This window comes from Bacillus cereus group sp. RP43 (assembly GCF_040459645.1).
GTDB classification, from domain to species: domain Bacteria; phylum Bacillota; class Bacilli; order Bacillales; family Bacillaceae_G; genus Bacillus_A; species Bacillus_A mycoides_C.
Genome location: NZ_JARVHQ010000001.1, coordinates 4,452,785 through 4,476,659 on the forward strand (window position 1 = coordinate 4,452,785; position 23,875 = coordinate 4,476,659).

Here is a 23,875-nt window from a genome sequence, read left to right on the forward strand (position 1 = left end):
CTTACATCACCTTATTTCACTCTCTTCGGTAAAGCTGAACCTGAATGTGCAATCGTTGGATGAACACGAACAGTAATTTCAGCATTACTAAAGTAATTTTCACCTTGATCCCAATTCTTACTTATCTTTTTCCACTCTTTATAATTATGTCGCTTATATACTTCCCCTAATTCTAATACATCTACCTTATATTTTTTTTGAACAAGCTTAATCGATTTTTGGATGCGTTTCTCCATTTCCTCCGCGATGTTTTTCTTTAATCGATTTTCACTCATAATTTGTTTATGATCACTAAAATGCAACTCAGCTAATGTCCCTTCCAAAGATAAATGAATATCAAACTTCGGTTTTGTAGCATTTTCCGTAGATACTTTAATCTTTCGGTGCATCTTATGAATTTCATATGTAATAAGCTGGTCTTTTTTGCGGATAGTAAAAAAACCTCCAATTTTTTTACCTATTATATAATTCATTCCTAATGTTTGTTCTCCACTTAAACTGCCTACACACTTATTATCCTTCCCACGAAACAGCGCTGCCCCATTCATTTGTACCCCTTGTTTTGTTAGTTCGAGAATAGGTAATACGAAACTTTGGTTGGAAATCATCTTTTCCTGCACTTCACCAATTCTCGCAGCCTCAATCATTTGGGCATTTTTCGGAGGATGTTCAGCTAACATATCAATATACTGCGCCGGTAAATTTTCAGGCTTTGCACTCTGCTTTAAAATCGCCTCTGCATTCTCCTTCGAAACGAACAAACGAATATTTCTTCTCATTTCATGATCGCGAATATATACATCTAACGTATTTTGTAAAACATATGGATTTCCTAGTAAATCTTTAGAGAAAATTATCACTTGTATATGTGGGAAAAATAATGTACGACTAATTTTTTTAGCGATAATTCGTATTTGCTCAAAGACACCATCTGCTTTCGCACTAACATTAATATAATTTTCACTATCTCCATCGCCTTGTCCACCTTGTTGCGCTAACTTACTGGGAAGTACCATCTGATACGTCCCTTTCATAATTGGATTTGATTGTTTTTCCTTCACAATATCGTAAGCCGCCCCTACTACAAATCCCCTTTCTTCTATCTCCTCCAGCTCAGAGCACCCACTAATAGATCCAGCTAAAAACATAATTATTATAATTTTAAGAAGGTGTTTCATTTCCACCATTCCTTCTTTTTATTTTATATACAATAAAAACTAGCAAAGGTGCTAACACAACAAACCCCATATCTATCCAAGCTAAATAAGTCCCATAACTTGATAAATCATTCGAATTGCCAGGTGTCATATTCACCATAAAAATAATAGGAGCACTCACAAAAATAAATACGTGTTTCTTCACTTTTGGAAACATAGCACAAAACAATAAAGATGCGACGTCATAATACATTGCTGTAGTGTTATAAATAGTAATAATCCAAGTAGTAAAAAAAATCGCATCAAATCTTTCTAAAAATCCTCCACCAATCTCAATTTCTTTCCCTAGTTCAATTGTTGGAAATGTCAATCCACGTGTTGTCATATACGAAAAAACACTAATACAAGTTACATAAATTAAAATGTATGACAAAACGTTTACTATCACCGCTTTTGCAACTGCCATTGGCGCTTTTTTCGCTGTCTTATCGTTCAACATCACAGCATAAAACAGAGCTACCTCAAATCCGATAAATGTGAAAATAGAATTTTTAACTCCTACAGCATACTGACTTACGTTCGTTTGAAAAGCCGGTAGTAAATTATCTATTTCCATTAAGTTCACATTCAATAAAGAAAGCAGCACTATCGCAATCAAAACGATGGGTAAGAATAAAACGTTTAACCTTAATAGAGCCGCTCTCGACCCTGCTATTCCATAAATAACAACTAATAGGAAAAAGAACGACAATAGTTGTACTGGTGTATCACTAAACAAATACGTTTGTGAAATAATTGCAATCATTCGCGATTCATATGCTGTCAAAGCAGCAAACGTCAATACTAAAATGCTACTAATTGTGTATGCAACAGGCTTCGTCAAATGTGCACTTGTATATTGAACAAAGTTTTGTTTTGGAAATAAAATAGCTACCTTCGTTACAAACCAACCTAAAATTGCACATATCAAGCCACCCAAAAGCAAAATAATCCAACCGTCCGAAAATAAAGTTTGTGTAGCAATATCTCGCGGCATAGATAATGCACCTATACCGATAATTGTTGACGATACCGCAAAACCAAGTTCCCGAGACCCAATTTCTTCATCCCCATATTCAAATGGCTTCAATTACTCTCGCTCCTTTGGACGTAATGTAGGGTCTTTCGTTTGTAAATATTCCGGTCTCTCTTTCAACATCGATTTTGGCATACGAATAAGTTCTTCTTTCCAATCTTTATAAAATGCAGGAGCAATAGGCGTTGTATATGGCACTCCGACACTCTTCAAATTCGTGATATGAACCGCAAGTGCAATAAGGGCTAAAATGATTCCGTACAACCCAAAAGCAGTCGCTGCTAATACAAAGACAAAAAGTAAAATTCGAAACGTAATTGTAATGCTATATACAGGAAGTGAAAATGTAGCAATCGCAGTAACTGCAATAATAATAACTAAGAACGGATTCACAATCCCTGCATTCACCGCTGCTTCTCCAATTACAAGACCACCTACAATCCCAATCGTTTGTCCCATCGGTTTCGGCAGTCTAATTCCAGCTTCTCTTATTAATTCCATCGTTAATGCCATCATTAACGTTTCAATATATGCCGGAAATGGCACTCCTTCTCTCGCTCCCGCAATAGAATAAGCTAATTTAGAGGGAATAAGCCCTTGATGATACGAAACAAGCGCTACATACGTGGCAGGTAGTAAAACAGCAGCAATACCTGATCCCATACGTAAAATTCTTAATAACGTACCAATTACCCAGCGCTCATAATGATCTTCTACAGATTGAAAAATATCAACAAACACTAGTGGAGCGATAAGAGCAAATGGTGATCCGTCCACTAAAATGGCCGCTTTTCCTTTCGCTAGTGCAGCCACTATATTATCAGGTCTTTCTGTATTCAAAAATTGCGGGAATGGTGATAAATTATTGTCTTGAATTAATTGCTCAATCGTTCCTGTCTCAAGAATAACGTCTGTCACTATTGATTGAAGCCGTCGATCTAATTCGTCTACAATATAAGGGTTAATAATATCCTCTATATAGACTAAAGTTACTTCTTTTTGCGATCGCTTCCCCATAATATAGGATTGAAACCTTAACTTCGGATCACGTAAGCTGCGGCGAATTAACATCTTATTTACGTTAATATCTTCATTCAATCCAATTCTTGGTCCACGTATTAAATCTTCTGTTACTGGAGATTCTAGACTTCTTTTTTCCCATGCTCGGCTATTAATGACAATAGCGGTTTGAATATTATCAATTAATATAACTGTGTCTCCTGCTAAAATCGCATTTATAATGTCTGGAAACGTTGTCTTCATACCGACTTCTGCAATAGAAATAAAACGATCCAATAATGTTTGAACCACAGCTGTTTCATTTGGTATTTCTTCATATTGAAGTGTACGAACTACGTATTTATAAACATTATCCTTATCTGTCAATCCACATAAAAAAACAACCGCACAACGTGTAATGCTACCAGCAAGAGCAACTTCTCTAATTGTTAAATCATTAGGTGAACCTAACTCATCTCTAATTTCCTTCATAACTTCAAACAAGTTACCTTTTAGCTCTAACAATTTCCCCACCTAACTTCCTTTTCAACAAGTTTTTAGTTAGATTCCGCTAATAGAAGAAAATATATACAAAAAAGAGCTATCTCTTTTCGAAGATAGCTCTAACACGCGGGTTACTTTTCTACTATTATATTGTCTGTCTTTATAGATACACTTTTCGTAAATCCACTAACTATAAACATCACAATAATATTAATTAACAATGCGACTATACCTACATTCAAATCTTTTATATATTGCGGGAAACCCGGAAACATTGTAGCTATAGTAGAACCAGATAAGGTGATATATGCAACAACTAACAGCCCAACCCCCATCCCTGCAATCGCTCCTTGCTTCGTAATAATTTGCCGAGGAAACAAACTACATACAAGCGCAGGGAAAAGTTGTGTCACTATACTGTATCCCATTAAAAGAAGTGCCCCTATTGTTTCTCCTCCTTTAAATGTAAACAATACTGCTACGAGCGTTACTACGGGCACAAATAATTTTGCAGCTTTAGCAACTTGTCTATCTGAAGCAGATGGCACCATTGTTCGATAAATATTTTTTGCCAATAGTGTGGAAGCGGCCATAACAAGCATGGAACCTGGAACTAACGCCGTTAATACCCCCGCACTACCAATAATCCCAATAAACCAAGGATCAAAAGTTTGAAGAGCAAGACGGAATAACGAAAGGTCTACATCCGCTCCCTTTAATCCTGGAACTTGTAATATAGCAGCAAACCCTGCAAAGAATACGAAAAGCAAAACTAAAGAATACAGTGGCATGATTGCCGCATTTTTACGAAATACTTTTTCATTTTTTGCAGAGAAAGCAGAGGCAAATGTATGAGGCCACATGTAGAAACCGAGGGCCGTTAATATAATAGTAGAAACAAACCAAGAAATACTCATTCCTTCTTCAGGTAAAGATAAAAACCCTGGTTTCGCAGCTTCTACAGCTTCGAACATCGGCTGAAATCCTCCATAATAATGATACGGTAAATATATACCTAAAAACATAACGATGAATAGTATCATAATATCCTTCAAAGCAGCTGTCCAAGCCGAACCATGTATACCTGAAACCATTACATATATAGTTATAACAATAGCACCAATCCAAACTGCAACAACCGGTGATACTCTGCCATAAGATGCCTCCGAAACGATAATTCCTAATCCCTTTAGCTGCAAAACAAGATATGGAATGATAGAAACAACACCAATAATTGAAACGATTATTCCAAGTGCCTTACTCTTATATTTCTTCGCAAAAAAATCCGACTGTGAAACAAGGTTATGCTCTTTGGCATACTTCCAAACCGGCGGCAATAAAAAATACGATAAAATATAAGCTAGTGCTCCATATCCTAAAATATAAAAAGTAGGAGCTCCTTTACTATACGCCCAGCCACTTCCTCCTAAAAATGTAAATGTCGTATAAATTTCTCCTGCCATAAGGAGAAATACGAAAATGGTCCCAAACCCTCTTCCCCCAACTGACCATTGCTCTAAATTCATATCTTTTCCATGTTGTGCCCGAATCCCTAAAAATAGTGCTAGAAATAAAAATAAAATAATGATAAGTAATGCTGTCATTTTACATCCCCCTTATTAGCAGGATCGAATACGTACACAAGCCCCATACAAAGAGACGTAATAAACACTGATAATAATACCCAAAATAATAAAAATGGCATCCCCAATACGTAAGGAGTAACTGAATTCGCAAATATTGGTCCAACTACTAAACAAAACACTGGAATAAGTGCTAGCACGTGTATTTTCTTCATCTCATTCTCCTTTATTTATAAAATTCATAATGGATGACACGAAGACTTCCACTCCAATTGGTAATGCATCTTCGTCAATCGTAAAACGAGGGTGATGATGAGGGTATATAATTCCCTTCTCTTTATTTCCTGCTCCGATAAAAAAGAATGTCCCTGGTGCCTTTTGTAAAAATGCTGAAAAATCTTCTCCAGCCATCGTTGGCTGCAAACGAACAACCCGGTCCATTCCATAAAGCTGTAATGCCGTATGTTCAATAATCTCTGTCACTTCATAGTCATTCACAACTGGTCGATATCCATATTCATAAGAAAATGTATATTTTGCTCCGTAGGATTCAGTAATATGTTTCACAATCCGTTCAATCTTCTTCTCTGTTTCTTCTCGTAACTCATGCCTTAAACTCCTCACTGTCCCTTCAATTTCTGCTTGTTCTGGAATTACATTATGAGTTGTCCCGGCATGAAATTGCGTAACAGATACTACGAGAGAATCTAACGGATTCGTGAGACGAGATACAATTTGCTGAATATGCGAAACGACTTGTGTACCGATTACAATACTATCAACTGTTTCATGAGGAATTCCAGCATGTCCACCTTTCCCCTCTATCGTAATTTTAAAAACATCCGGTGCCGCCATCGCCGGACCATAAATTACACCTACTTTACCAACCTCTAACGACGCCCATAGGTGAGCACCAATAATATAATCGACACCTTCCATTACACCTGCCGCGACCATTTCCTCTGCACCGCCCGGAAAGTTTTCTTCTGCATGTTGAAATAAAAAGCGAATCTCTCCTTTAACTTTCTCTCTTTCCTCTACCAAGTTATGTACTACACCAAGCAATATTGCCATGTGACCGTCGTGACCACACGCATGCATCACACCTGGATATGTAGAAATAAAATCAAACTTATTTTCTTCATGAATAGGAAGAGCATCCATATCAGCACGAACCGCGATGGTTTTACCAGGATGCTTACCAATTAGCCTTGCCATTACACTATATTTAGTAGGCCTTGAGACTTCTAAATACGGGATTTTCCGAAGTATGTCGAATACAAATTGAGATGTTTTTTCCTCTTGAAAAGATAACTCTGGATACTTATGAAAATGCCTTCTCCACTCAATCAACTGATCTTTTGATAAAACAAGTTCCTTTGCGACATCCATTTCTCTTCTCCCCTTCTTCACCAAGTTAAATGTTATTATAGCGTGAACTGTTAACTTTTAAAAGAATCTTCAGAATTTTCTATAATAAATATTTAAAAATAAAAAGCCATCTCAAGATGACTTTTCATTTTATAAAATAGTAATTGCTTGTTTCCCCATTTGCTCCCATGCCTTTTCAAATTCAGCACGAGGAACGGCTTTTCGCGGATTGTTTGCAAGAGGATCATTTACATATACAAAGTTTTGATCATATCCAATTACTACAACACTATGCTCATAATATGTAATTTTCACTTTACCTGAACTCGTATTCCATGTTTCAAAACTACTTTCAGCTAATGGTTTAAACGTTGTATTAATAATTACCCATACCGGAGAACCAGAACTAATTACTTTATATAGATCTTGCACGTCTCTGCCCGTTAAATTAATTACTTTTTCAGGAATATACTTTTCTGCTAAATTAAAAATCGGTTGATTATATACACCGTATCCCGGCTCAGCTTTCGTATAAATATTTCCAACGAATCCCTCATAAGGATTTCCATGCAAATCATTTTGCTTAAATGGGACGCGATGAATTTCACTAGCAAGTTGCATCTTATCTACTTGTACACCTTTATGTTGTAGTAGCATAGCTAAACTTGTCACTTCACAACCTCTAGGTAATTCAGGTAACTGTCTAATAAACGGAACCTCTGTAATCATTGCACTTTCTTTCATCTCAGAGAAAAGGTCTAACCGTAATTCTTGTGCCTTTTGCATAATTTTATCTTTCTCGAAAAAAAACACGACCGCAAATATAATACCGAAAATAAAAATATATTTTAACTTTTTCATTATAAACCAAACTCCATTACATCAATTATTTTAAAGGCGCAACTCCTATCATTGTACCTTTCTTCTTACTAGTTTGCTAGAAAGATTCTGTGAATTATTATTCACAAATATCATCGTATAATTCTAATTATTCCTAATAAAAAGAAAAATATATACTTTTTCATAACATTTTACTAAAAATAAAATTATTAACATAGTGAAATAATTACATTTCCTTCACTATGTTAATAAATATTATAAGGTAGTTAGCTTTTCCTTTACATACTCAGTTCACAACAAAATAAACCAAGTATGTTTTTCATCCTCACTAATGATTAAAAGTTCCGAATGAAATCTAGTTAACACATACCAAAAAATATGGGGGGAGGGGCATATGAATCAACAAGCAGAATTAAAATACCGCACACCACTTTACCCAATGGTTCCAATCGTAGCTTTCTCACTCAATTTCATTACATTTGTTAGTTTAGCCTTCATTCCAGATTAGAGAATTGCTCTTTCTTACGGGATTCCATTTATGATCATTTGCTACATTTTATACCAAGTTAAACATTCGGAAAGTTGTCACATTTGAACAAAAAAGAAATATAACTCAGGTAACAAAATAAATATATTAAAAATTCAGTAATCTTTCCTATGATGAGATAATTTTTTTCTATTTATTGGGTATGTTGGTATAACTTTATTTATCTTAAAATTCTCACAATAACGTTTTTATTTGGAAAATAGTTTACAATGTTATCAAGTTACAAATGATATTCACCTTAAAAAGCGTGCATTTGTGTCTATTTTTTAACAATATAACAAAAACTATTGCCATCTATAAATTAATAGGTTTATATTGTTTTATTGGCATAGTTTCAATCCAAGGAGAAAGGAGATTTTCAATCGTGCAACTAAAGAAAGCATTTTGGAAGTTAGCTTCGCTTCTTCCGTTATCATTACTTCTGTTCCTCGGTGGCTGTGATAAGAAACTCGCAGTATTAAATCCGCAAGGACCCGTTGCAAAGGCACAGTATGATTTAATTGTTTGGTCATTCTTGCTTATGTCATTAATTATCGCAATTGTATTCATCTTGTTTACAGTCATCTTGATTCGTTATCGTGAAAAACCAGAGAATATGGACTATGAGCCACCTGATCAACATGGTAACACATTATTAGAAATCATTTGGACGGTTATTCCTGTTATTATCGTTATCGCATTATCGATTCCAACAGTTAAGGCAACTTATGCTTCGGAAGAGGTTCCGCAAGAGTCCAAACATATTAAACCAGTTGAAATTTATGTTACATCTGCGAACTGGAAATGGTTATTTAGTTACCCGGAGGAAAAAATTGAAACCGTTAACTATTTAAACATCCCAGCTGGTGTACCAATTCAATTTAAGCTTACTTCTGTAGGTCCAATGAATGCATTCTGGGTTCCAGAACTTGGTGGTATGAAGTACACTATGGATGGCATGATTATGGATTTATATTTACAAGCTGATAAGCCTGGTTCTTACCTAGGCCGTAGTGCGAACTTCTCTGGTGAAGGGTTCACTCATATGGAGTTCGAAGTTGAAGCAAAAACAAAAGAAAAGTATGACAAGTGGGTAAAAGAAGTACAAGAAACTGCTCCTAAACTAACAGAAGATAAGTACAACGAAATTGTTAAACCTGGTGTAGTTGGTCGTATGACATTCTCTAGTCATCACTTAAGTTATGTAGATCCAAAATCACTTGAATATTGTGATTACAACTACTACAAAAACAAAAAATAATAGCTATTATTCCAACAGATTGGAGTGAACACAGTGAAGCTTGATGAATTCTTTGTCACAGGTGACCCGATAATTTACGGTGCAGACGCTTCTATCGTTCTTGTGACATTAGCAATCATTTTCGTACTAACAAAGTATAAAAAATGGAAATGGCTTTGGGACGAATGGTTGACAACTGTTGACCATAAAAAAATCGGAGCCATGTATATTATTTCTGCGGTTATAATGTTATTCCGTGGTGGTATGGATGGTTTAATGATCCGTGCACAGTTAACATTCCCAGAAACAACTTATTTAAACGCTGAACACTATAACGGAATCTTTACAACACATGGTACAGTAATGATTCTTTTCATGGCAATGCCATTCGTTATGGGATTAATGAACCTTGTAGTACCATTACAAATTGGTGCTCGTGACGTTGCATATCCGTTCTTAAATGCTTTAAGTTTCTGGTTATTCTTTGTCGGAGCAATGTTATTCAACATCGCTTTCGTAATCGGTGGTTCTCCAGACGCTGGGTGGACTTCTTACTTCCCAATGGCAGGTACAGAGTTTACTTCTGGTGTAGGAAATAACTACTACGCAATTGCATTACAGATTTCAGGTCTCGGTACGCTAATGACCGGTATTAACTTCCTTGTTACTATCTTAAAAATGCGTACACCTGGTATGACGTTAATGAGAATGCCAATGTTTACTTGGTCAATCTTAATTACAACAGTTATCATTATTTTCGCTTTCCCAGTATTAACAGTTGCTCTTGCATTAATGACATTTGACCGTCTATTCGATGCTCACTTCTTTACGATGGCGAGCGGCGGTATGCCGATGTTATGGGCCAACCTATTCTGGGTATGGGGTCACCCTGAAGTATATATCGTTATTTTACCGGCATTCGGTATTTTCTCTGAAATCATTAGTACATTCTCACGTAAACGTCTATTCGGTTACAGTGCGATGGTGTACTCGATGGTTGCAATTTCTTTACTAAGTTTCGTCGTATGGCTTCACCATTTCTTCACTATGGGTGCAGGTCCGGCGGTTAACTCATTCTTCTCGATTTCGACAATGGCGATTTCGATTCCAACCGGTGTTAAGATCTTTAACTGGTTGTTTACACTGTATAAAGGACGTATTCGTTTTACAGTTCCAATGCTTTGGTCATTGGCATTTATTCCAAACTTCGTAGTTGGTGGAGTTACAGGGGTTATGCTTGGAATGGCAGCAGCTGATTATCAATACCATAACAGCTACTTCCTAATTGCTCACTTCCACTACGTATTAATCGCAGGTACAGTATTCGCTATGCTTGCTGGATTCACATACTGGTATCCAAAAATGACAGGTCATATGTTAAATGAACGCCTAGGTAAATGGACATTCTGGATCTTTATGAGCGGATTTAACATCTGTTTCTTCCCAATGTACTTCTTAGGTTTAGACGGTATGACTCGTCGTATGTACACTTACTCTGAAAGTCTTGGATGGGGCTGGCTAAACCAAATCGCATCTGTTGGTGCTGTAATGATGGGTATTGGCTTCCTAATCCTTTGCTATAACGTAATTTGGAGTGCACGTCACGGTGAGCGTGACACAACTGGAGATCCATGGGACGGCCGTACACTTGAATGGGCAACTCAATCTCCTGTACAACATTACAACTTCGCGAAACTTCCTGAAATTAAAGAAGCTGATGCTTTCTGGTTCATGAAAAAACGCGGAGAAACAGTTACACCAGCTGCAGAAGAAATAAAACCAATTCACATGCCAAGTAACTCTGGCGTGCCTATTATTGCGTCTTTATTCTTCGGTCTTGCAGGTTTTGCATTAGTATTTAGTTGGTTCTGGATTGCAGCAATCGGCGGAGTTGGTATTTTAGGTTGTTTAATCTATCGTTCATTCGATTATGACGATGGTTACTACGTAAGTGTTGATGAAATTAAAGAAACAGAACATATAGCATGAGAGGTGAAATGATATGGCGGCTTTAGATAAAAGCTTACCTTTGGAATATCAATCCGAGCAAAGCAGATTGAATATCCTAGGATTCTGGATTTTTCTTGGGGCTGAAATTATGCTGTTCGCAACACTTTTCGCCTCTTATCTAGTCCTTGCTGGTCGTACGGCTGATGGCCCAACACCAGCTCAATTGTTTGAAGTTAAAACACTTTTAATTCAAACACTGTTACTTTTAACAAGTAGTTTTACATGTGGTATCGCAATTCACGAAATGCGTAAACACAATCAAAAAGGAATGTTAGCTTGGTTTATCCTGACTTTACTTTTAGGTGCAGGCTTCCTATTCTTTGAAATTGAAGAATTCATTTTGTACGTTGGCGAAGGCGCAACGATTCAAACAAGTGCTTTCTTATCGGCATTCTTCGTTCTTCTTGGAACGCATGGTGCCCACGTAACAGGTGGTATCATCTGGGCAACTTGTGTTATTATCCAAATTTTAAAACGAGGTTTAACACCAGTTACAGCTCGTAAAGTATTTATTATCAGCTTATACTGGCATTTCCTTGATCTTGTTTGGGTCTTTATTTACACACTAGTTTACTTGAACGGGATGGTGGCGTAAATGGGTCAAAATAACAATCAAGCAAACGGGCATGCGCATAGCGGATTCCCATGGTCACACGTTTTCGGATTTATTTTATCGCTTGCACTAACGTTTCTAGCGTTATACGTGGCACTTTACACAAACCTGCCACTTTCAACAATATTAACAACTATCATCATAATGGCAGTTGCGCAAGCGTTATTACAATTAATTATGTTCATGCACTTAAAAGAAGGAGAAGGAAGAATTCAGGTTCTTACAATGATATACAGTTTCTTCGTTGCAACTGCAACAGTTGGTCTTACTGTATGGATCTTCTTCTCAATGTAATTTGCATGAAAAAGACTGCTGGGATTCCTCAGCAGTCTTTTTTTATTCTCTCCCCTATTACATCCACATTACGGAATTAACAACAAAATCATGAAAAATATACTTATTATGACAAATGTTAAGAAAACTCTTTCTTTATGAAATCGAAACCATATCCGTTGCTTTTCTACCTATTATATGGCTAAATAGGTACTATATTTATTTGAAGGGAGAGAACGCAGTGGAACATCATTCTTCTGTTCTATCACTTATGGTTGTTGTCGCAATCGCGTTTTTCGTTCCCCTTTTGTTACAACGCTTTAAATTAAAAGCACTTCCTGTTGTTGTTGCAGAAATTATCGCAGGAATCTTTGTAGGTAAAAGTGGGTTTAACATCATTGAGCCAGATATGTGGCTTCAAGTCTTATCGACACTAGGATTTATCTTCCTAATGTTTTTAAGTGGGTTAGAAATTGACTTTTCGATTTTTAAACAAAAAGGGAAAAAGAATACGACAAACGAACCAAACACATTCCAAGCAGCAAGCATTATCTTCTTATTTATTTTCATATTATCTTATGCCCTATCATTAATATTCGTATGGCTAGGATTTGTAGACAATGCAATGTTCATGACTTTAATTATTTCAACTATTTCTTTAGGTGTTGTCGTACCAACATTAAAAGAAAATAACTTAGGAAAGACTGCAATCGGGCAAATCATTTTATTAGTCGCTGTTATCGCAGACTTAGTTACAATGATTTTACTCGCTGTATTCGTCGGATTAAATTCCGAAAGTGGCCAAAGCATGTGGCTTCTACTTCTTCTATTCGGCGCTGGTATTGTAATTTACTTTGTCGCAAGACGCTTTAAAAATATTCCATACCTAGAAAGCTTAAAAGCCGGTAGTGTACAAATTGATACACGAGCTGTTTTCGCACTCATCTTAATATTAGTTGGATTATCTGAATCTGTTGGGGCAGAAAACATTTTAGGAGCCTTTTTAGCAGGTGTACTCGTATCTTTATTATCACCAAATGAAGATATGGTTGAAAAACTTGATTCCATCGGATATGGTTTCTTCATCCCTATTTTCTTCGTAATGGTTGGTGTAAATCTAGAAGTATGGTCTATTTTTAAAGAGCCTTCTAGCATGCTAATGATCCCAATTTTAATTGTGGGACTATTTATTTCAAAACTGTTACCATCACTCGTCTTACGAAAATGGTACCCACGCAATATCGTACTCGGAAGTGCTATTTTGTTAACATCAACACTTTCTTTAGTTATTGCGGCTGCACAAATCGGTGAAAAGCTAGGCATTATTAGCCCAAGTTTATCAGCATCCCTTATTTTAAGTGCAGTTATTACTTGTATTTTTGCACCTATATTATTTAACAAGATGTTTCCAAAAGTGGAAACACCAAAACCTAAAGTATCTATTATTGGCGCAAGCAGAATTACCCTTCCGTTATCACTTGATTTAAAACGTGAAGATTATGACGTAACACTATATATGATACGTCAAAATAAAATAAATGATGAGGAAGCGAAATCCCATGACTTCCCTATTGTAAAATTAGATGAGATTACTATTCAATCTTTAATGGAGCAAAAAGCTTTCGAAGCAGACCGTGTTGTTGTTGCGACAAGTAATGATGAACAAAACTTATTATTAGCAGAACACGCCAAAGAATTAGGTGTTGAACACGTCATCGCAAGTGTAGAAGATCCGCTTCTACAAGAAAAAGCGACTCAAGAACATATCGCTGTATTCTCGACTATTAACTCTACACGTATTTTATTACGTGCACTTATTGATAAACCAAGTCTCGTTCGCTTAATTACAACAGCAAATGAAACGGTACGTGAAGTTGAACTACGAAGTAATAAATATAACGGCTTAGCACTTCGGCGCCTTCCGTTTTTAGGTGATGTACTTGTTATTCAAATTTACCGTGGTAATAAAGCATTAATTCCACATGGTGATACGAAGTTACAGCATGGCGATACTTTACTTGTAACAGGTTCAAAAGAACATATTGATACAATGAAAAGCATATTAGAATAGAAAATGCCCCTCACATAATTGAGGGGCATTTTTTTCCATTCCATATGGTAAAATGTTACTATCACATATTATGGGGATGGATCACATTATGTCTATTGTAACTTTAGCTCTATTATTATTAGCGGAAGTACTCGTTGCCATTATTCTCATCGGTGTTAGCATTGAAATTTGTAGTTACGGCTGGAAAAAATCAAATGGCGTTAAATACACTTGTCTCTTGCTTTCGCTCCTTCTCGGAACCGCTAGCATACTCGGACTTTTCGCTGCACCTGCCTATTTCTTTATACAACTAACAGAAAAAGGCTTATAAGAAAGGATGTTAATATGATTACCGTGAAATATATTGATGCATCTGAAACTTACGTATTACGTCAAAAAATTTTACGCCCGAGTCAAACATTAGCAGATTGCAAATACTCTTCCGACTACAAAGCAGATACCTTCCACTTAGGTGCTTTTCTAAACGATGAACTAATTAGTATCGCTTCCTTCTCAAAAGAAATATATCCTGACTTACCAACAGGTGTTCATTATCGACTACGTGGAATGGCAACATTACCTAACTTTCGAAACAAACATGCTGGAAGCTCCTTAATTCAGAAAGCGGAACAAGTCTTGCAAGAGCGTAAAGCAAATATTTTATGGTGTAATGGCCGAATTACTGTAACTGACTATTACAAGCACTTAGGCTTTCATGAATATGGTGAAATCTTTGAAATTGAACCGATTGGCCTTCATAAAGTATTGTATAAAAAAATATAAGAAAAGCTTTCCGCAATACGGGAAAGCTTTTCTTATATTTCAATCTTCACTTTTTATTTTTTTCATATATATGTATATAAACAAACTAGGAACTAAAAAACAAGCAAACATAATAAGTCCTGTTATGCTAATTTCCTTTATCGAAATATCGGGTGTTACAATGATACAAATAGCTAAAATACCAATAACAATACCTACTGGAATGAATAATAGCTTCATGAAATAACTACGAGATACTCCCCCTGTATGCTCATACACTTCCACCGAATTTTTTAAGTTTAAAAAGTTAATAACTATTATCCCGCCCATAAATACCATTAATAAATCCGAAACACTTTCATATCCTGCCCCTTGTAAAACATAACGGTAAAACACGATACTTAGTATGACAATATTTTGTAAGATGAAAACTAGTCTAATATGTTTTAACCCCTCAATCATTAAACGTTCATCTTTCACGATTTTCACCCTATCACTCCTTTTCCTCCCAAAACAAATCATTCAATGTTTTATCTACCGCATAACAAATTTTCAAACATAAATCTAAAGACGGATTGTATTTCCCCTTCTCAATTAAACTAATCGTTTGCCTTGTAACGCCTACTTTTTCTGCTAATTGTTGCTGTGTTAAATCTAACTGAACACGTGCGACTTTTATTTTACTTACAGCCATTCATGTTCCTCCTCTGCCTTTATTGTAACATATATATTCCATTAAGTAATTTATATTTTACGTAATTGATTTGTTTTTTTCATTTTATTATACACAAAAAAGGAGCCTCTCATAAGAAGCCCCCTTTCCTATCTCTATACTATAAGAATAAATGACATCCAAATAAAATTGTAAATAAATATAGTAACGGATGTACTTCCATCCCTTTCCCCTTCACAATCTTTAATACTGGATACACTAAAAATCCAATTGCAATTCCATTTGCAATACTAGACGTTAACGGAATACCAACGAAAATTAAAAATGCTGGTAATGCATCTTCAAATTCATTCCAATTAATATCACGAATACTTTGTGCCATTAAACTACCTACAATAATTAATGAAGGAGCTGTAATAGCAGCTACACTTGATAAAGACGCGATAACAGGGCTGAAAAATGCCGTTATAATCGTTAGACCAACAACTACAATACCTGTTAATCCAGTTTTACCACCTGCAGCAATACCAGCTGACGATTCAATCGTTGCTGCTGTTGGGCTTGTTCCGAAGATAGAACCTGTAGTCCCGCCAATCGCATCTGCAATGAATGCCTTACCAAAGCGCTTTTCAGTGTTATCTGTATTTAAACCGGCTTGTTTAATTAAACCGAGTAAAGCACCTGTTGTATCAAATAAAAGTACAAGTAAAAATGAAAAAACAACTCCATATAACCCGTATTGAATTACATCCGAAAATGCATTGATAGGGTTTGAAACAATGATGCCTTCTGGCAAATGAGGCATCGCTACAATTTTATCCTCAAACTTCAGTTGCCCCGTAAAGAAGGCGATAACTCCTGTCACAATCATACTAATAAATAATGCACCACTCACACGTAATGCCATTAATACCGCCGCTAAAATTAAACCAATTAAAGTTAAAATAACGGCTGGAGAATGAAAATCACCAATCGTAACTAAGTTAGATGGATGATCCACGATAATTCCAGATAGACGTAATCCAATAAAAGCAATAAATAGTCCAATTCCACCTGCAATTGCATGTTTTAAACTGTCAGGAATTGCGATAATTAGCTTTTGCCTAAATGAAGTGAAAGATAATAAAAGAAAAATGATACCTGTTACAAATACTGCTGAAAACGCAATGACATACGTAATCCCCTCTGCCTGTTGAACAACAGAGTAAGCAAAGTATGCATTCATTCCCATAGCTGGAGCAATAACAATTGGATAGTTAGCTAAAAACGCCATACATAGCGTCCCAATAACTGTCGCAATAATAGTTGCCGTAAACGCTTGATCAAATGGTACACCTGCATCAGATAATATTTTCGGATTGATGACAAGAATATACGCAAATGTAAAAAAAGTTGTGATGCCCGCTAAAAGCTCTTGCTTCACAGAAGTGTTATATTTTTGTAATTGAAACATGGCTATGTACCCTTCCTACACCTGAATTATTATCACACATTCTTTTCTTACTAGTATGTGGGAAAATATAATACTTAATCTTAACAATCAATAAAAAGAAGAGTCAATATATTCTCTAATAGTGAGAATTTTAAGTTTAAGTCTGACAAGTTCAGATGTAGTACAGTTCATTTTGATTATTTTTGTAGCATAACAGATAGAAATGTTTTATAATTTGAAATAGTTAAATATTTATTGGATTCATTCAAATATTGTTCACTCTACAGGGGGTATTCTTCTTATGCAGCAAACAAACAAATCTGAAACTTTAAACCGTGGCTTAAAACAAAGGCATATTACTTTAATGTCTCTCGGTTCAGCTATTGGCGTTGGACTATTTTTAGGATCAGCTTCCGCTATTAAACTAGCTGGCCCATCTATTTTACTAGGCTATATGATCGCCGGACTCGTTATTTTCTTCATTATGCGCGCACTCGGAGAAATGGCAATTGAACAACCGGTTGCTGGCTCTTTTAGTAAATATGCAAATGATTACATCAGCCCACTAGCTGGGTATATTACAGGCTGGAATTACTGGTTTTTATGGGTTGTTACTTGTATGGCGGAAATTACAGCAGCAGGTATTTACATGCAGTACTGGTTCCCTGATATCCCGCGCTGGACTTGGGCGTTACTAGCTCTTTTATTAATGAGTGCTTTCAACTTCTTATCTGTGAAAGTATTTGGAGAACTTGAGTTTTGGTTTGCTCTCATCAAAATTGTCACAATTATCTGTATGATAGTGATTGGCTTTGGTATTATTCTATTCGGATTTGGAAATGGCGGCGTTGCAACTGGTATTTCAAATCTTTGGGAACATGGGGGCTGGTTCCCAAATGGCTTCTCTGGATTATTACTTTCCTTACAAATGGTATTATTCGCTTATTTAGGAGTCGAACTTATCGGAGTTACAGCTGGTGAGGCTCAAAATCCGAAAAAGACACTCGCAAAAGCAATTGATAATGTATTTTGGAGAATTTTATTATTCTACGTTGGAGCTCTATTCGTTATGATGGCAATTTACCCTTGGAACGAACTTGGCGAAAAAGGAAGTCCCTTCGTGCTAACATTCCAGCAAATTGGTATCGCAAAGGCAGCGGGCATTATTAACTTTGTTGTTTTAACAGCAGCTCTTTCTTCTTGTAACGGTGGTTTGTTTAGTACAGGCCGTATGCTATTTACATTAGCACAACAAAAGAAAGCACCCGAAAGATTCGGTCGTTTAAATAAAAACGGTATTCCGAGCCAAGGAATTATCGCAACAGCAATCGTTTTACTCGTTGGCGTTATATTAAACTATCTTGTTCCTGCAAAAGTGTTTACATGGCTAACTAGTATTTCAACTTTCGGGGCAATTTGGACTTGGGGTATTATATTAGTCGCTCAAATTAAATTCCGTAAAGGGTTACAAATTAATAAAAAGGATAAGCTAGCATATAAAATGCCTTTACACCCATTGAGTTCATATTTCTCACTCGGCTTCCTTGTACTTGTACTGGGTATAATGGCCTATTCAGAAGATACACGAATCGCATTAATCGTCGGGCCAATTTGGCTTATTGGCTTAGCTATCGTGTATTATGTGAAAGGTTTTCATAAGATTGATGAAACACCTAATTCAAAGATTAGTTAAACAAGCTATCCCTTCCTTATTAATTGGAAGGGATTTTTTATTGTCTATATAAATATTTCTCAACAAAATTCACGGTATTTTTACAATTTTTTAATATTTTTTACCTTTTCTGTCTTTATTTTTTCAGAAAAATAAATTACATTATTAAAGCACATATATTTATTATTAGGGGGATTCTTCTATGAAGAATAAAAAATGGATTACATTTTCTTTAGCAACAGCAATTACACTTAGTATAGGGAGTTCGTTCATACCGTCTACTTATGCCGAAAGCTCTGTAGACCCAGCTCCTGAAATTGCTGCAAAGGTTGTAAATCAAAACAATGGGAAGAAAGTATTATTTGATAATACGCACGGTCAAACTGCAGGGACAGCTGACTGGGTTATTGATGGCGGCTTTTCTGATTTCGGAAACGGCATTGCCCAAAACGGATATCATGTAAAAGAACTTCGTAAATCAACACCTATTACATACGACGACTTAAAAAATTACAACGTGTTTATCGTTCCAGAGGCAAATATTCCTTACAAAAAATCTGAACAAGACGCAATGTTACAATACGTGAAAAATGGCGGCAGTATTTTCTTCATTGCCGATCATTATAATGCAGATCGTAATAAAAACCGCTGGGACTCCTCAGAAGTGTTCAATGGATATAGACGCGGGGCATGGGATAATCCAGCAAAGGGAATGTCTAATGAAGAAACAACTTCACAAGCTATGCAAGGAGTAGAAAGCTCTGATTGGCTATCCGATAATTTCGGTATTCGCTTCCGTTACAATGCACTTGGTGATGTTTCAGCTAAAAATATTGTCTCACCTGCGCAATCATTCGGAATTACAACTGGCGTTTCATCTGTAGCAATGCATGCCGGCTCTACTCTTGCGATTACAAATCCAAAACTAGCGAAAGGCCTTGTATATCTTCCAGAAAATCCATCAAAATGGAATAACGCTGTTGATAGTGGCGTTTATAACGGTGGTGGCGTTGCAGAGGGGCCTTATGCTGCTATTTCGAAAGTTGGTCTTGGAAAAGCTGCCTTTATTGGTGATTCTTCTCCTGTTGAAGATGCCTCGCCAAAATATGTTCGCGAAGATTCAGGTCAAACAAAGAAAACTTATGATGGTTACAAAGAAGAAAACGATGCTGTTCTATTAGAAAACATCGTGAATTGGTTAGCGAAACAAGAAACATTTACAAGCTTAGATCAAGTGAGTGGTTTACAGCTTGATGCACCTACAGCTCTACAAACATTTGAACAACCAAGTTTATCAACCGAACCACAACCAGAACCTTGGAGCGCACCAAGTCAAGGTTACCAGTGGTTCAATACAAATACTTTCAAACCAGGTTCATACGGCTATAACGGTGCAGTGACAACGAGTGATTACGTAATTACGCACCCTAGCATTCTACCAAGCAATGAAGTGTTCCAAATGAAGATTCAAGTAAATAACTTATTACCAAATACAACGTACAATAATTATTCTTTAGGTATCTTCACAACTGGCGGAACACAGGTGGCAAAAGTTCAAAATACAAATGGTACTTGGCCATCTTCTTTCGGATATAGCAGTGCATTCTCTTTCATTACAAATAGCCAAGGATCTGCTGAAAAAATTGTGAATGTACAACTTGATCCAAATACAACTGGACAAGCAACACTTCGTCTACGTCAAAATACGACTGCGAAATATAGTGAAACTGTAACGATTAATAAAAAATAATGAAAAAGGCAATCCGGATATGGATTGCCTTCTTTTCACTTCTCTTCTTTTGAGAAAAACATTCTTGAAATAACGATACCTATACTACCAACGATTAAGAATAACACCGCCCTGATCATCATCGACACTTCTGGTAAGTCGAGAAGGAATAACTTCCCTACTGTTACTACTAATACGACTAAGCCAGCATATAATATTTCGTTCATCTGTCTATAACGGCCAAACCAAACTGCAAATAACGCATATACCATCCATAATAACGATACAGATACGCTAATTATACTTCCATCTGTAGAAAGAACTTCACCGATTCTAGTAATTGTAATAAATACAATAACCATTAATGAGTAGAGCGCTATAGAGTACACATATTTACCAAAACTCGCTAGCACTTCTTTCGCTTGTCTTATGCAATAATAGAACGTTCCTATCAAAATAATATGAGCGACAAATCCTGCCGAAATGAAATGATCAAACGGGCTAAAAATCGTCTGCACCATTCCAATAGCATAAATCGTTGCACTTACATACAATTTAATATTTTGCTTTACTTTAATAGCAGTAACCATACCAAGGAAACCTTGTAACAATAATACGATTGCTGCATTCACCAAACTGTACTCGTATAAAATCGCTAAACTAAATGACCCCATTGCAAAGCCAAATATTAGATTTGTAAATACAGAATGTTTATTTTTCCTATATTCAAGTGCGAACATAACAACATGCACAAATGCACTTATAACTAATCCCCACGTTGTAAATTCAGGAATTTGAGAAATGGCTAAAATAAAGAAAACTGCATTCGCACTAAATATCGCCAATCGTGCTTCTTGTATAAAATTTCTCTCCGAAAACATATGCCAAAATAATAGTAAATGAATTGCACCGTATACAACTGTTAACTGTACTTGCACATTCTCTACTAATATTGACATAACAGCAAAGAAGACAAATAGGACAATTGCCGCCACAACATAAGAAATCATATACAAGTACTTATAACGGTTTCTCAATGCATACCATAATAGACTAATTGTTAATATCGTCTCATAACTAAAGAAAATATACGTATTAGGAGTCGTACTATTTAACAAGAAAGGAACAAAAAATGCTCCCACCGCCACAAAAATAGCAAGGTATTCCGATTTATATCTTTTCGCTAAATAAATCCCTAAAACAACCCATATAATGTTGCAAATAAACGCAATACTTGCAGGAATAAATTCATATAAATAATGTGCCGCAAACGTTGTTAAAACAATTCCCGTAATACTTCCTCCTGCTAATACTAACCCTAACGCTTGCCGCTCTTTTTTAATTTGTATATCTCCTACATAATACAAACCGGCAGATAGTACTATACCAAACACAACCCGTATCGCTGGTGTTAATAATCCGGCATCTACCCCCGCTTTGAATAACCAAATAACGCCAAGTAGCATAATACCGACAAATATGCGTGGTAACCATGTTTGACAAAACTTTATAATATTAAATGGTTCTGGTTTAAATGCAGATATATCTACTTGTTTCACCTCTGGCTCTTGCATGGACTTCCTCGTCTTAACAACATCTTCTTGTAACTTTTCATTACTTACTGCTTCAATATATTCTTTCTTTTCCTTATTAACGTTTTGTTGAACTTTATCTACTTCTATTTTTCTTTGTTTCGCTTTCAAATCATAAAGTGTCTCTTGCATCGTTTCAATTGCCGTTTCGAGCGCTTCTATTTTCTTATTTAAATCCTCCTTCATACAATCCCCCTCATCATCGATTTTTCACTTGACCTATATATTACCAATTACCTTTATCATACTCTTAGTCTATTCATTTTCAATACTATTTTCCCCAAAAAAGAAAGGTGTTTTCCAAAATAGGAAAACACCTCTTACTTATTTATTCTTATTTATAGCAATACTAACAATTACACCGAGGCAGACACCTACAAATGCCGGAACAATCCAACCTACACCTTCTGAATAAAACGGAAGTATTTTTAGTAGTGGTGTCCAATTATTCATCAGTACACTTTTGTTTAAAACATCAATCGCACTAAATAACGCTACGATTCCAATCGTTACCGAATATACGTATACATACTTTCCGATATACTTATGGAATAACCCTAAAATAATAAGCGTTAGTGCAACTGGATAAATAAATCCAAGAATCGGTACTGATACTTTTAAAATTTGCGTTAATCCTAAATTGGCTAAAACCATACTAACAAAGCTTAATATAAATGCCCAAACTTTATAAGATACTTTCGGAAATACACTTGCGAAAAATTGACTACAAGATGTAACAAGTCCGATTGAAACACATAGACAAGCGACAGTAAAAATAAGACCTAATAAAACTAACCCACCTTGTCCAAATAATGTCGTCATAACTTGCGCTAACACTTCCGCACCGTTATCAAATGTACCCAATGAACCGCTAATTGAGCCAACATATCCAAGAATGACATAAATAATAGATAATAAAAGCCCTGCTCCAATACCAGCAATACTCATATATTTCGCTAAACCTTTATCATCCGCTACACCCTTTGCACGCAGAGCATTTGCAATAACAATCCCAAATATTAAAGCCGCTAACGCATCCATCGTTAAATAACCATCTAAAAATCCTTGGAACATAGGAGCTTCTCCATAATTTCCTGCAGGCTCTTTCACACTGCCTACTGATGTAAACATACTTTTTATAAATATAATGGCAATCATACATAATAATAAAGGCGTTAACACCTTTCCAAACAAGCCCATTAATTTAGACGGTGATAAACTTAACCAGTAAACAATACTAAAGAAAATAGCCGTGTACAATAACAAAACTACGCTACCCGCTTCTGGGAACAACTGACCTGGTCCCATTTCAAAAGCTAGACTTCCTGCACGTGGTATACCAAGACCTGGTCCAATAAATAAGTACACAATACACGGAAAAATAATTGCAAATGAAGAATGAACCCTGCCCGCTAACGTTTGAAAGCTCCCTGCTTTCGCAATAGCGATAACACCTAATATCGGAAGCCCTGTTGCTGACATAATAAAACCTAGCAATGCAATCCACACATGCTCTCCCGCTTCGTATCCAAGGAAAGGTGGAAATATAAGATTTCCGGCCCCAAAGAACATAGAGAATAACATAAGACTAATAAGTAAAATTTCTTTTTTCTGTAACAATTTCATTTCTTTCTCCTTCTTCAATTTCACCTTACATGAAAACAATTCCACACATAAAAAAATGCGGTAATCCGCTTCCTTACAAAGAAAACATAGTCCATAGTCTATCACAAAAGAAACACCCATTCTATAGCTATTTCCCTTTTCAAATTTC

General features: G+C 36.0%; 21 protein-coding genes and 1 pseudogene. 10 read left to right on the plus strand and 12 right to left on the minus strand.

Annotation, left to right across the window (positions count from 1 at the left end):
- Window positions 1–11: 11 nt before the first annotated feature.
- From QCI75_RS23265 to QCI75_RS23295, 7 genes are all read right to left on the minus strand, one after another.
- Entirely contained in the window at window positions 12–1,178 is a 1,167-nt protein-coding gene (locus QCI75_RS23265; RefSeq protein ID WP_353761256.1) for a Ger(x)C family spore germination protein, read from the minus strand.
- Complete coding sequence (locus tag QCI75_RS23270) at window positions 1,162–2,286, minus strand: endospore germination permease (RefSeq protein ID WP_144506806.1); 1,125 nt, start codon at window positions 2,284–2,286, stop codon at window positions 1,162–1,164. The genes QCI75_RS23265 and QCI75_RS23270 overlap by 17 nt, the downstream gene beginning before the upstream one ends.
- Window positions 2,287–3,765, minus strand: a complete 1,479-nt coding sequence (gene gerLA, locus QCI75_RS23275; RefSeq protein ID WP_141535161.1) for a spore germination protein GerLA — start codon at window positions 3,763–3,765, stop codon at window positions 2,287–2,289.
- A 101-nt stretch (window positions 3,766–3,866) separates the two neighbouring features.
- The gene (locus tag QCI75_RS23280) at window positions 3,867–5,339 is read right to left on the minus strand and encodes a sodium:solute symporter family protein (protein WP_144506807.1); all 1,473 of its coding nucleotides are present in this window, start codon (window positions 5,337–5,339) and stop codon (window positions 3,867–3,869) included.
- The gene (locus QCI75_RS23285) at window positions 5,336–5,533 is read right to left on the minus strand and encodes a DUF3311 domain-containing protein (protein WP_105587732.1); all 198 of its coding nucleotides are present in this window, start codon (window positions 5,531–5,533) and stop codon (window positions 5,336–5,338) included. Before QCI75_RS23285 ends, QCI75_RS23280 begins: the two co-directional genes overlap by 4 nt.
- Before the next feature lies 1 nt (window position 5,534).
- Window positions 5,535–6,710: an amidohydrolase gene (locus QCI75_RS23290; protein WP_353761257.1), complete on the minus strand. Its 1,176-nt coding sequence runs from the start codon at window positions 6,708–6,710 to the stop codon at window positions 5,535–5,537.
- Between the two features lie 129 nt (window positions 6,711–6,839).
- A complete protein-coding gene (locus QCI75_RS23295) occupies window positions 6,840–7,550 on the minus strand; it encodes a C39 family peptidase (protein WP_144506810.1) in 711 nt (236 codons plus the stop codon).
- 388 nt (window positions 7,551–7,938) lie between these two features.
- On the opposite strand from QCI75_RS23295, the pseudogene QCI75_RS23300 reads away from it, so the two are divergent.
- The 8 genes and pseudogenes from QCI75_RS23300 to QCI75_RS23335 all read left to right on the plus strand — a co-directional run.
- Window positions 7,939–8,158, plus strand: a pseudogene (locus tag QCI75_RS23300) (amino acid permease); the annotation flags it as partial.
- Window positions 8,159–8,440: 282 nt separating this feature from the next.
- On the plus strand, window positions 8,441–9,316 hold the full coding sequence (locus QCI75_RS23305) for a cytochrome aa3 quinol oxidase subunit II (RefSeq protein ID WP_144506811.1): 876 nt from the start codon (window positions 8,441–8,443) through the stop codon (window positions 9,314–9,316).
- A 33-nt stretch (window positions 9,317–9,349) separates the two neighbouring features.
- Window positions 9,350–11,284 (plus strand): cytochrome aa3 quinol oxidase subunit I, encoded by a 1,935-nt coding sequence (gene qoxB / locus QCI75_RS23310; protein ID WP_144506812.1) that lies wholly within the window; start codon window positions 9,350–9,352, stop codon window positions 11,282–11,284.
- Window positions 11,285–11,297: 13 nt separating this feature from the next.
- Complete coding sequence (qoxC, locus tag QCI75_RS23315) at window positions 11,298–11,900, plus strand: cytochrome aa3 quinol oxidase subunit III (RefSeq protein ID WP_002029841.1); 603 nt, start codon at window positions 11,298–11,300, stop codon at window positions 11,898–11,900.
- Window positions 11,901–12,212: a cytochrome aa3 quinol oxidase subunit IV gene (gene qoxD, locus QCI75_RS23320; protein WP_088291939.1), complete on the plus strand. Its 312-nt coding sequence runs from the start codon at window positions 11,901–11,903 to the stop codon at window positions 12,210–12,212.
- 220 nt (window positions 12,213–12,432) lie between these two features.
- Window positions 12,433–14,262: a monovalent cation:proton antiporter family protein gene (locus tag QCI75_RS23325; protein WP_353761258.1), complete on the plus strand. Its 1,830-nt coding sequence runs from the start codon at window positions 12,433–12,435 to the stop codon at window positions 14,260–14,262.
- A gap of 52 nt (window positions 14,263–14,314) precedes the next feature.
- The gene (locus tag QCI75_RS23330; RefSeq protein ID WP_142344905.1) at window positions 14,315–14,572 is read left to right on the plus strand and encodes a DUF4022 family protein; all 258 of its coding nucleotides are present in this window, start codon (window positions 14,315–14,317) and stop codon (window positions 14,570–14,572) included.
- A 14-nt stretch (window positions 14,573–14,586) separates the two neighbouring features.
- Window positions 14,587–15,024, plus strand: a complete 438-nt coding sequence (locus QCI75_RS23335) for a GNAT family N-acetyltransferase (protein WP_144506814.1) — start codon at window positions 14,587–14,589, stop codon at window positions 15,022–15,024.
- Window positions 15,025–15,063: 39 nt separating this feature from the next.
- Here QCI75_RS23335 and QCI75_RS23340 read toward each other — a convergent pair whose 3' ends face one another.
- The 3 genes from QCI75_RS23340 to QCI75_RS23350 form a co-directional block, all read right to left on the minus strand.
- A complete protein-coding gene (locus QCI75_RS23340; RefSeq protein WP_000706645.1) occupies window positions 15,064–15,492 on the minus strand; it encodes a hypothetical protein in 429 nt (142 codons plus the stop codon).
- Between the two features lie 4 nt (window positions 15,493–15,496).
- Complete coding sequence (locus tag QCI75_RS23345) at window positions 15,497–15,697, minus strand: helix-turn-helix transcriptional regulator (RefSeq protein ID WP_000301182.1); 201 nt, start codon at window positions 15,695–15,697, stop codon at window positions 15,497–15,499.
- Window positions 15,698–15,836: 139 nt separating this feature from the next.
- A complete protein-coding gene (locus QCI75_RS23350) occupies window positions 15,837–17,129 on the minus strand; it encodes an NCS2 family permease (RefSeq protein WP_144506815.1) in 1,293 nt (430 codons plus the stop codon).
- A gap of 280 nt (window positions 17,130–17,409) precedes the next feature.
- On the opposite strand from QCI75_RS23350, the gene QCI75_RS23355 reads away from it, so the two are divergent.
- Window positions 17,410–18,801, plus strand: a complete 1,392-nt coding sequence (locus QCI75_RS23355) for an amino acid permease (protein ID WP_144506816.1) — start codon at window positions 17,410–17,412, stop codon at window positions 18,799–18,801.
- Between the two features lie 181 nt (window positions 18,802–18,982).
- Window positions 18,983–20,530, plus strand: a complete 1,548-nt coding sequence (locus tag QCI75_RS23360; RefSeq protein ID WP_353761259.1) for a DNA-binding protein — start codon at window positions 18,983–18,985, stop codon at window positions 20,528–20,530.
- Window positions 20,531–20,565: 35 nt separating this feature from the next.
- On the opposite strand, the gene QCI75_RS23365 is transcribed toward QCI75_RS23360, so the two are convergent.
- Together QCI75_RS23365 and brnQ1 are read right to left on the minus strand one after the other, a co-directional pair.
- Window positions 20,566–22,287 carry a DUF2339 domain-containing protein gene (locus QCI75_RS23365; RefSeq protein ID WP_353761260.1) on the minus strand — a complete coding sequence of 574 codons (1,722 nt, stop codon included), beginning with the start codon at window positions 22,285–22,287 and terminating at the stop codon, window positions 20,566–20,568.
- 138 nt (window positions 22,288–22,425) lie between these two features.
- Window positions 22,426–23,727, minus strand: a complete 1,302-nt coding sequence (gene brnQ1 / locus QCI75_RS23370; RefSeq protein ID WP_483299469.1) for a branched-chain amino acid transport system II carrier protein BrnQ1 — start codon at window positions 23,725–23,727, stop codon at window positions 22,426–22,428.
- Window positions 23,728–23,875: the final 148 nt, after the last annotated feature.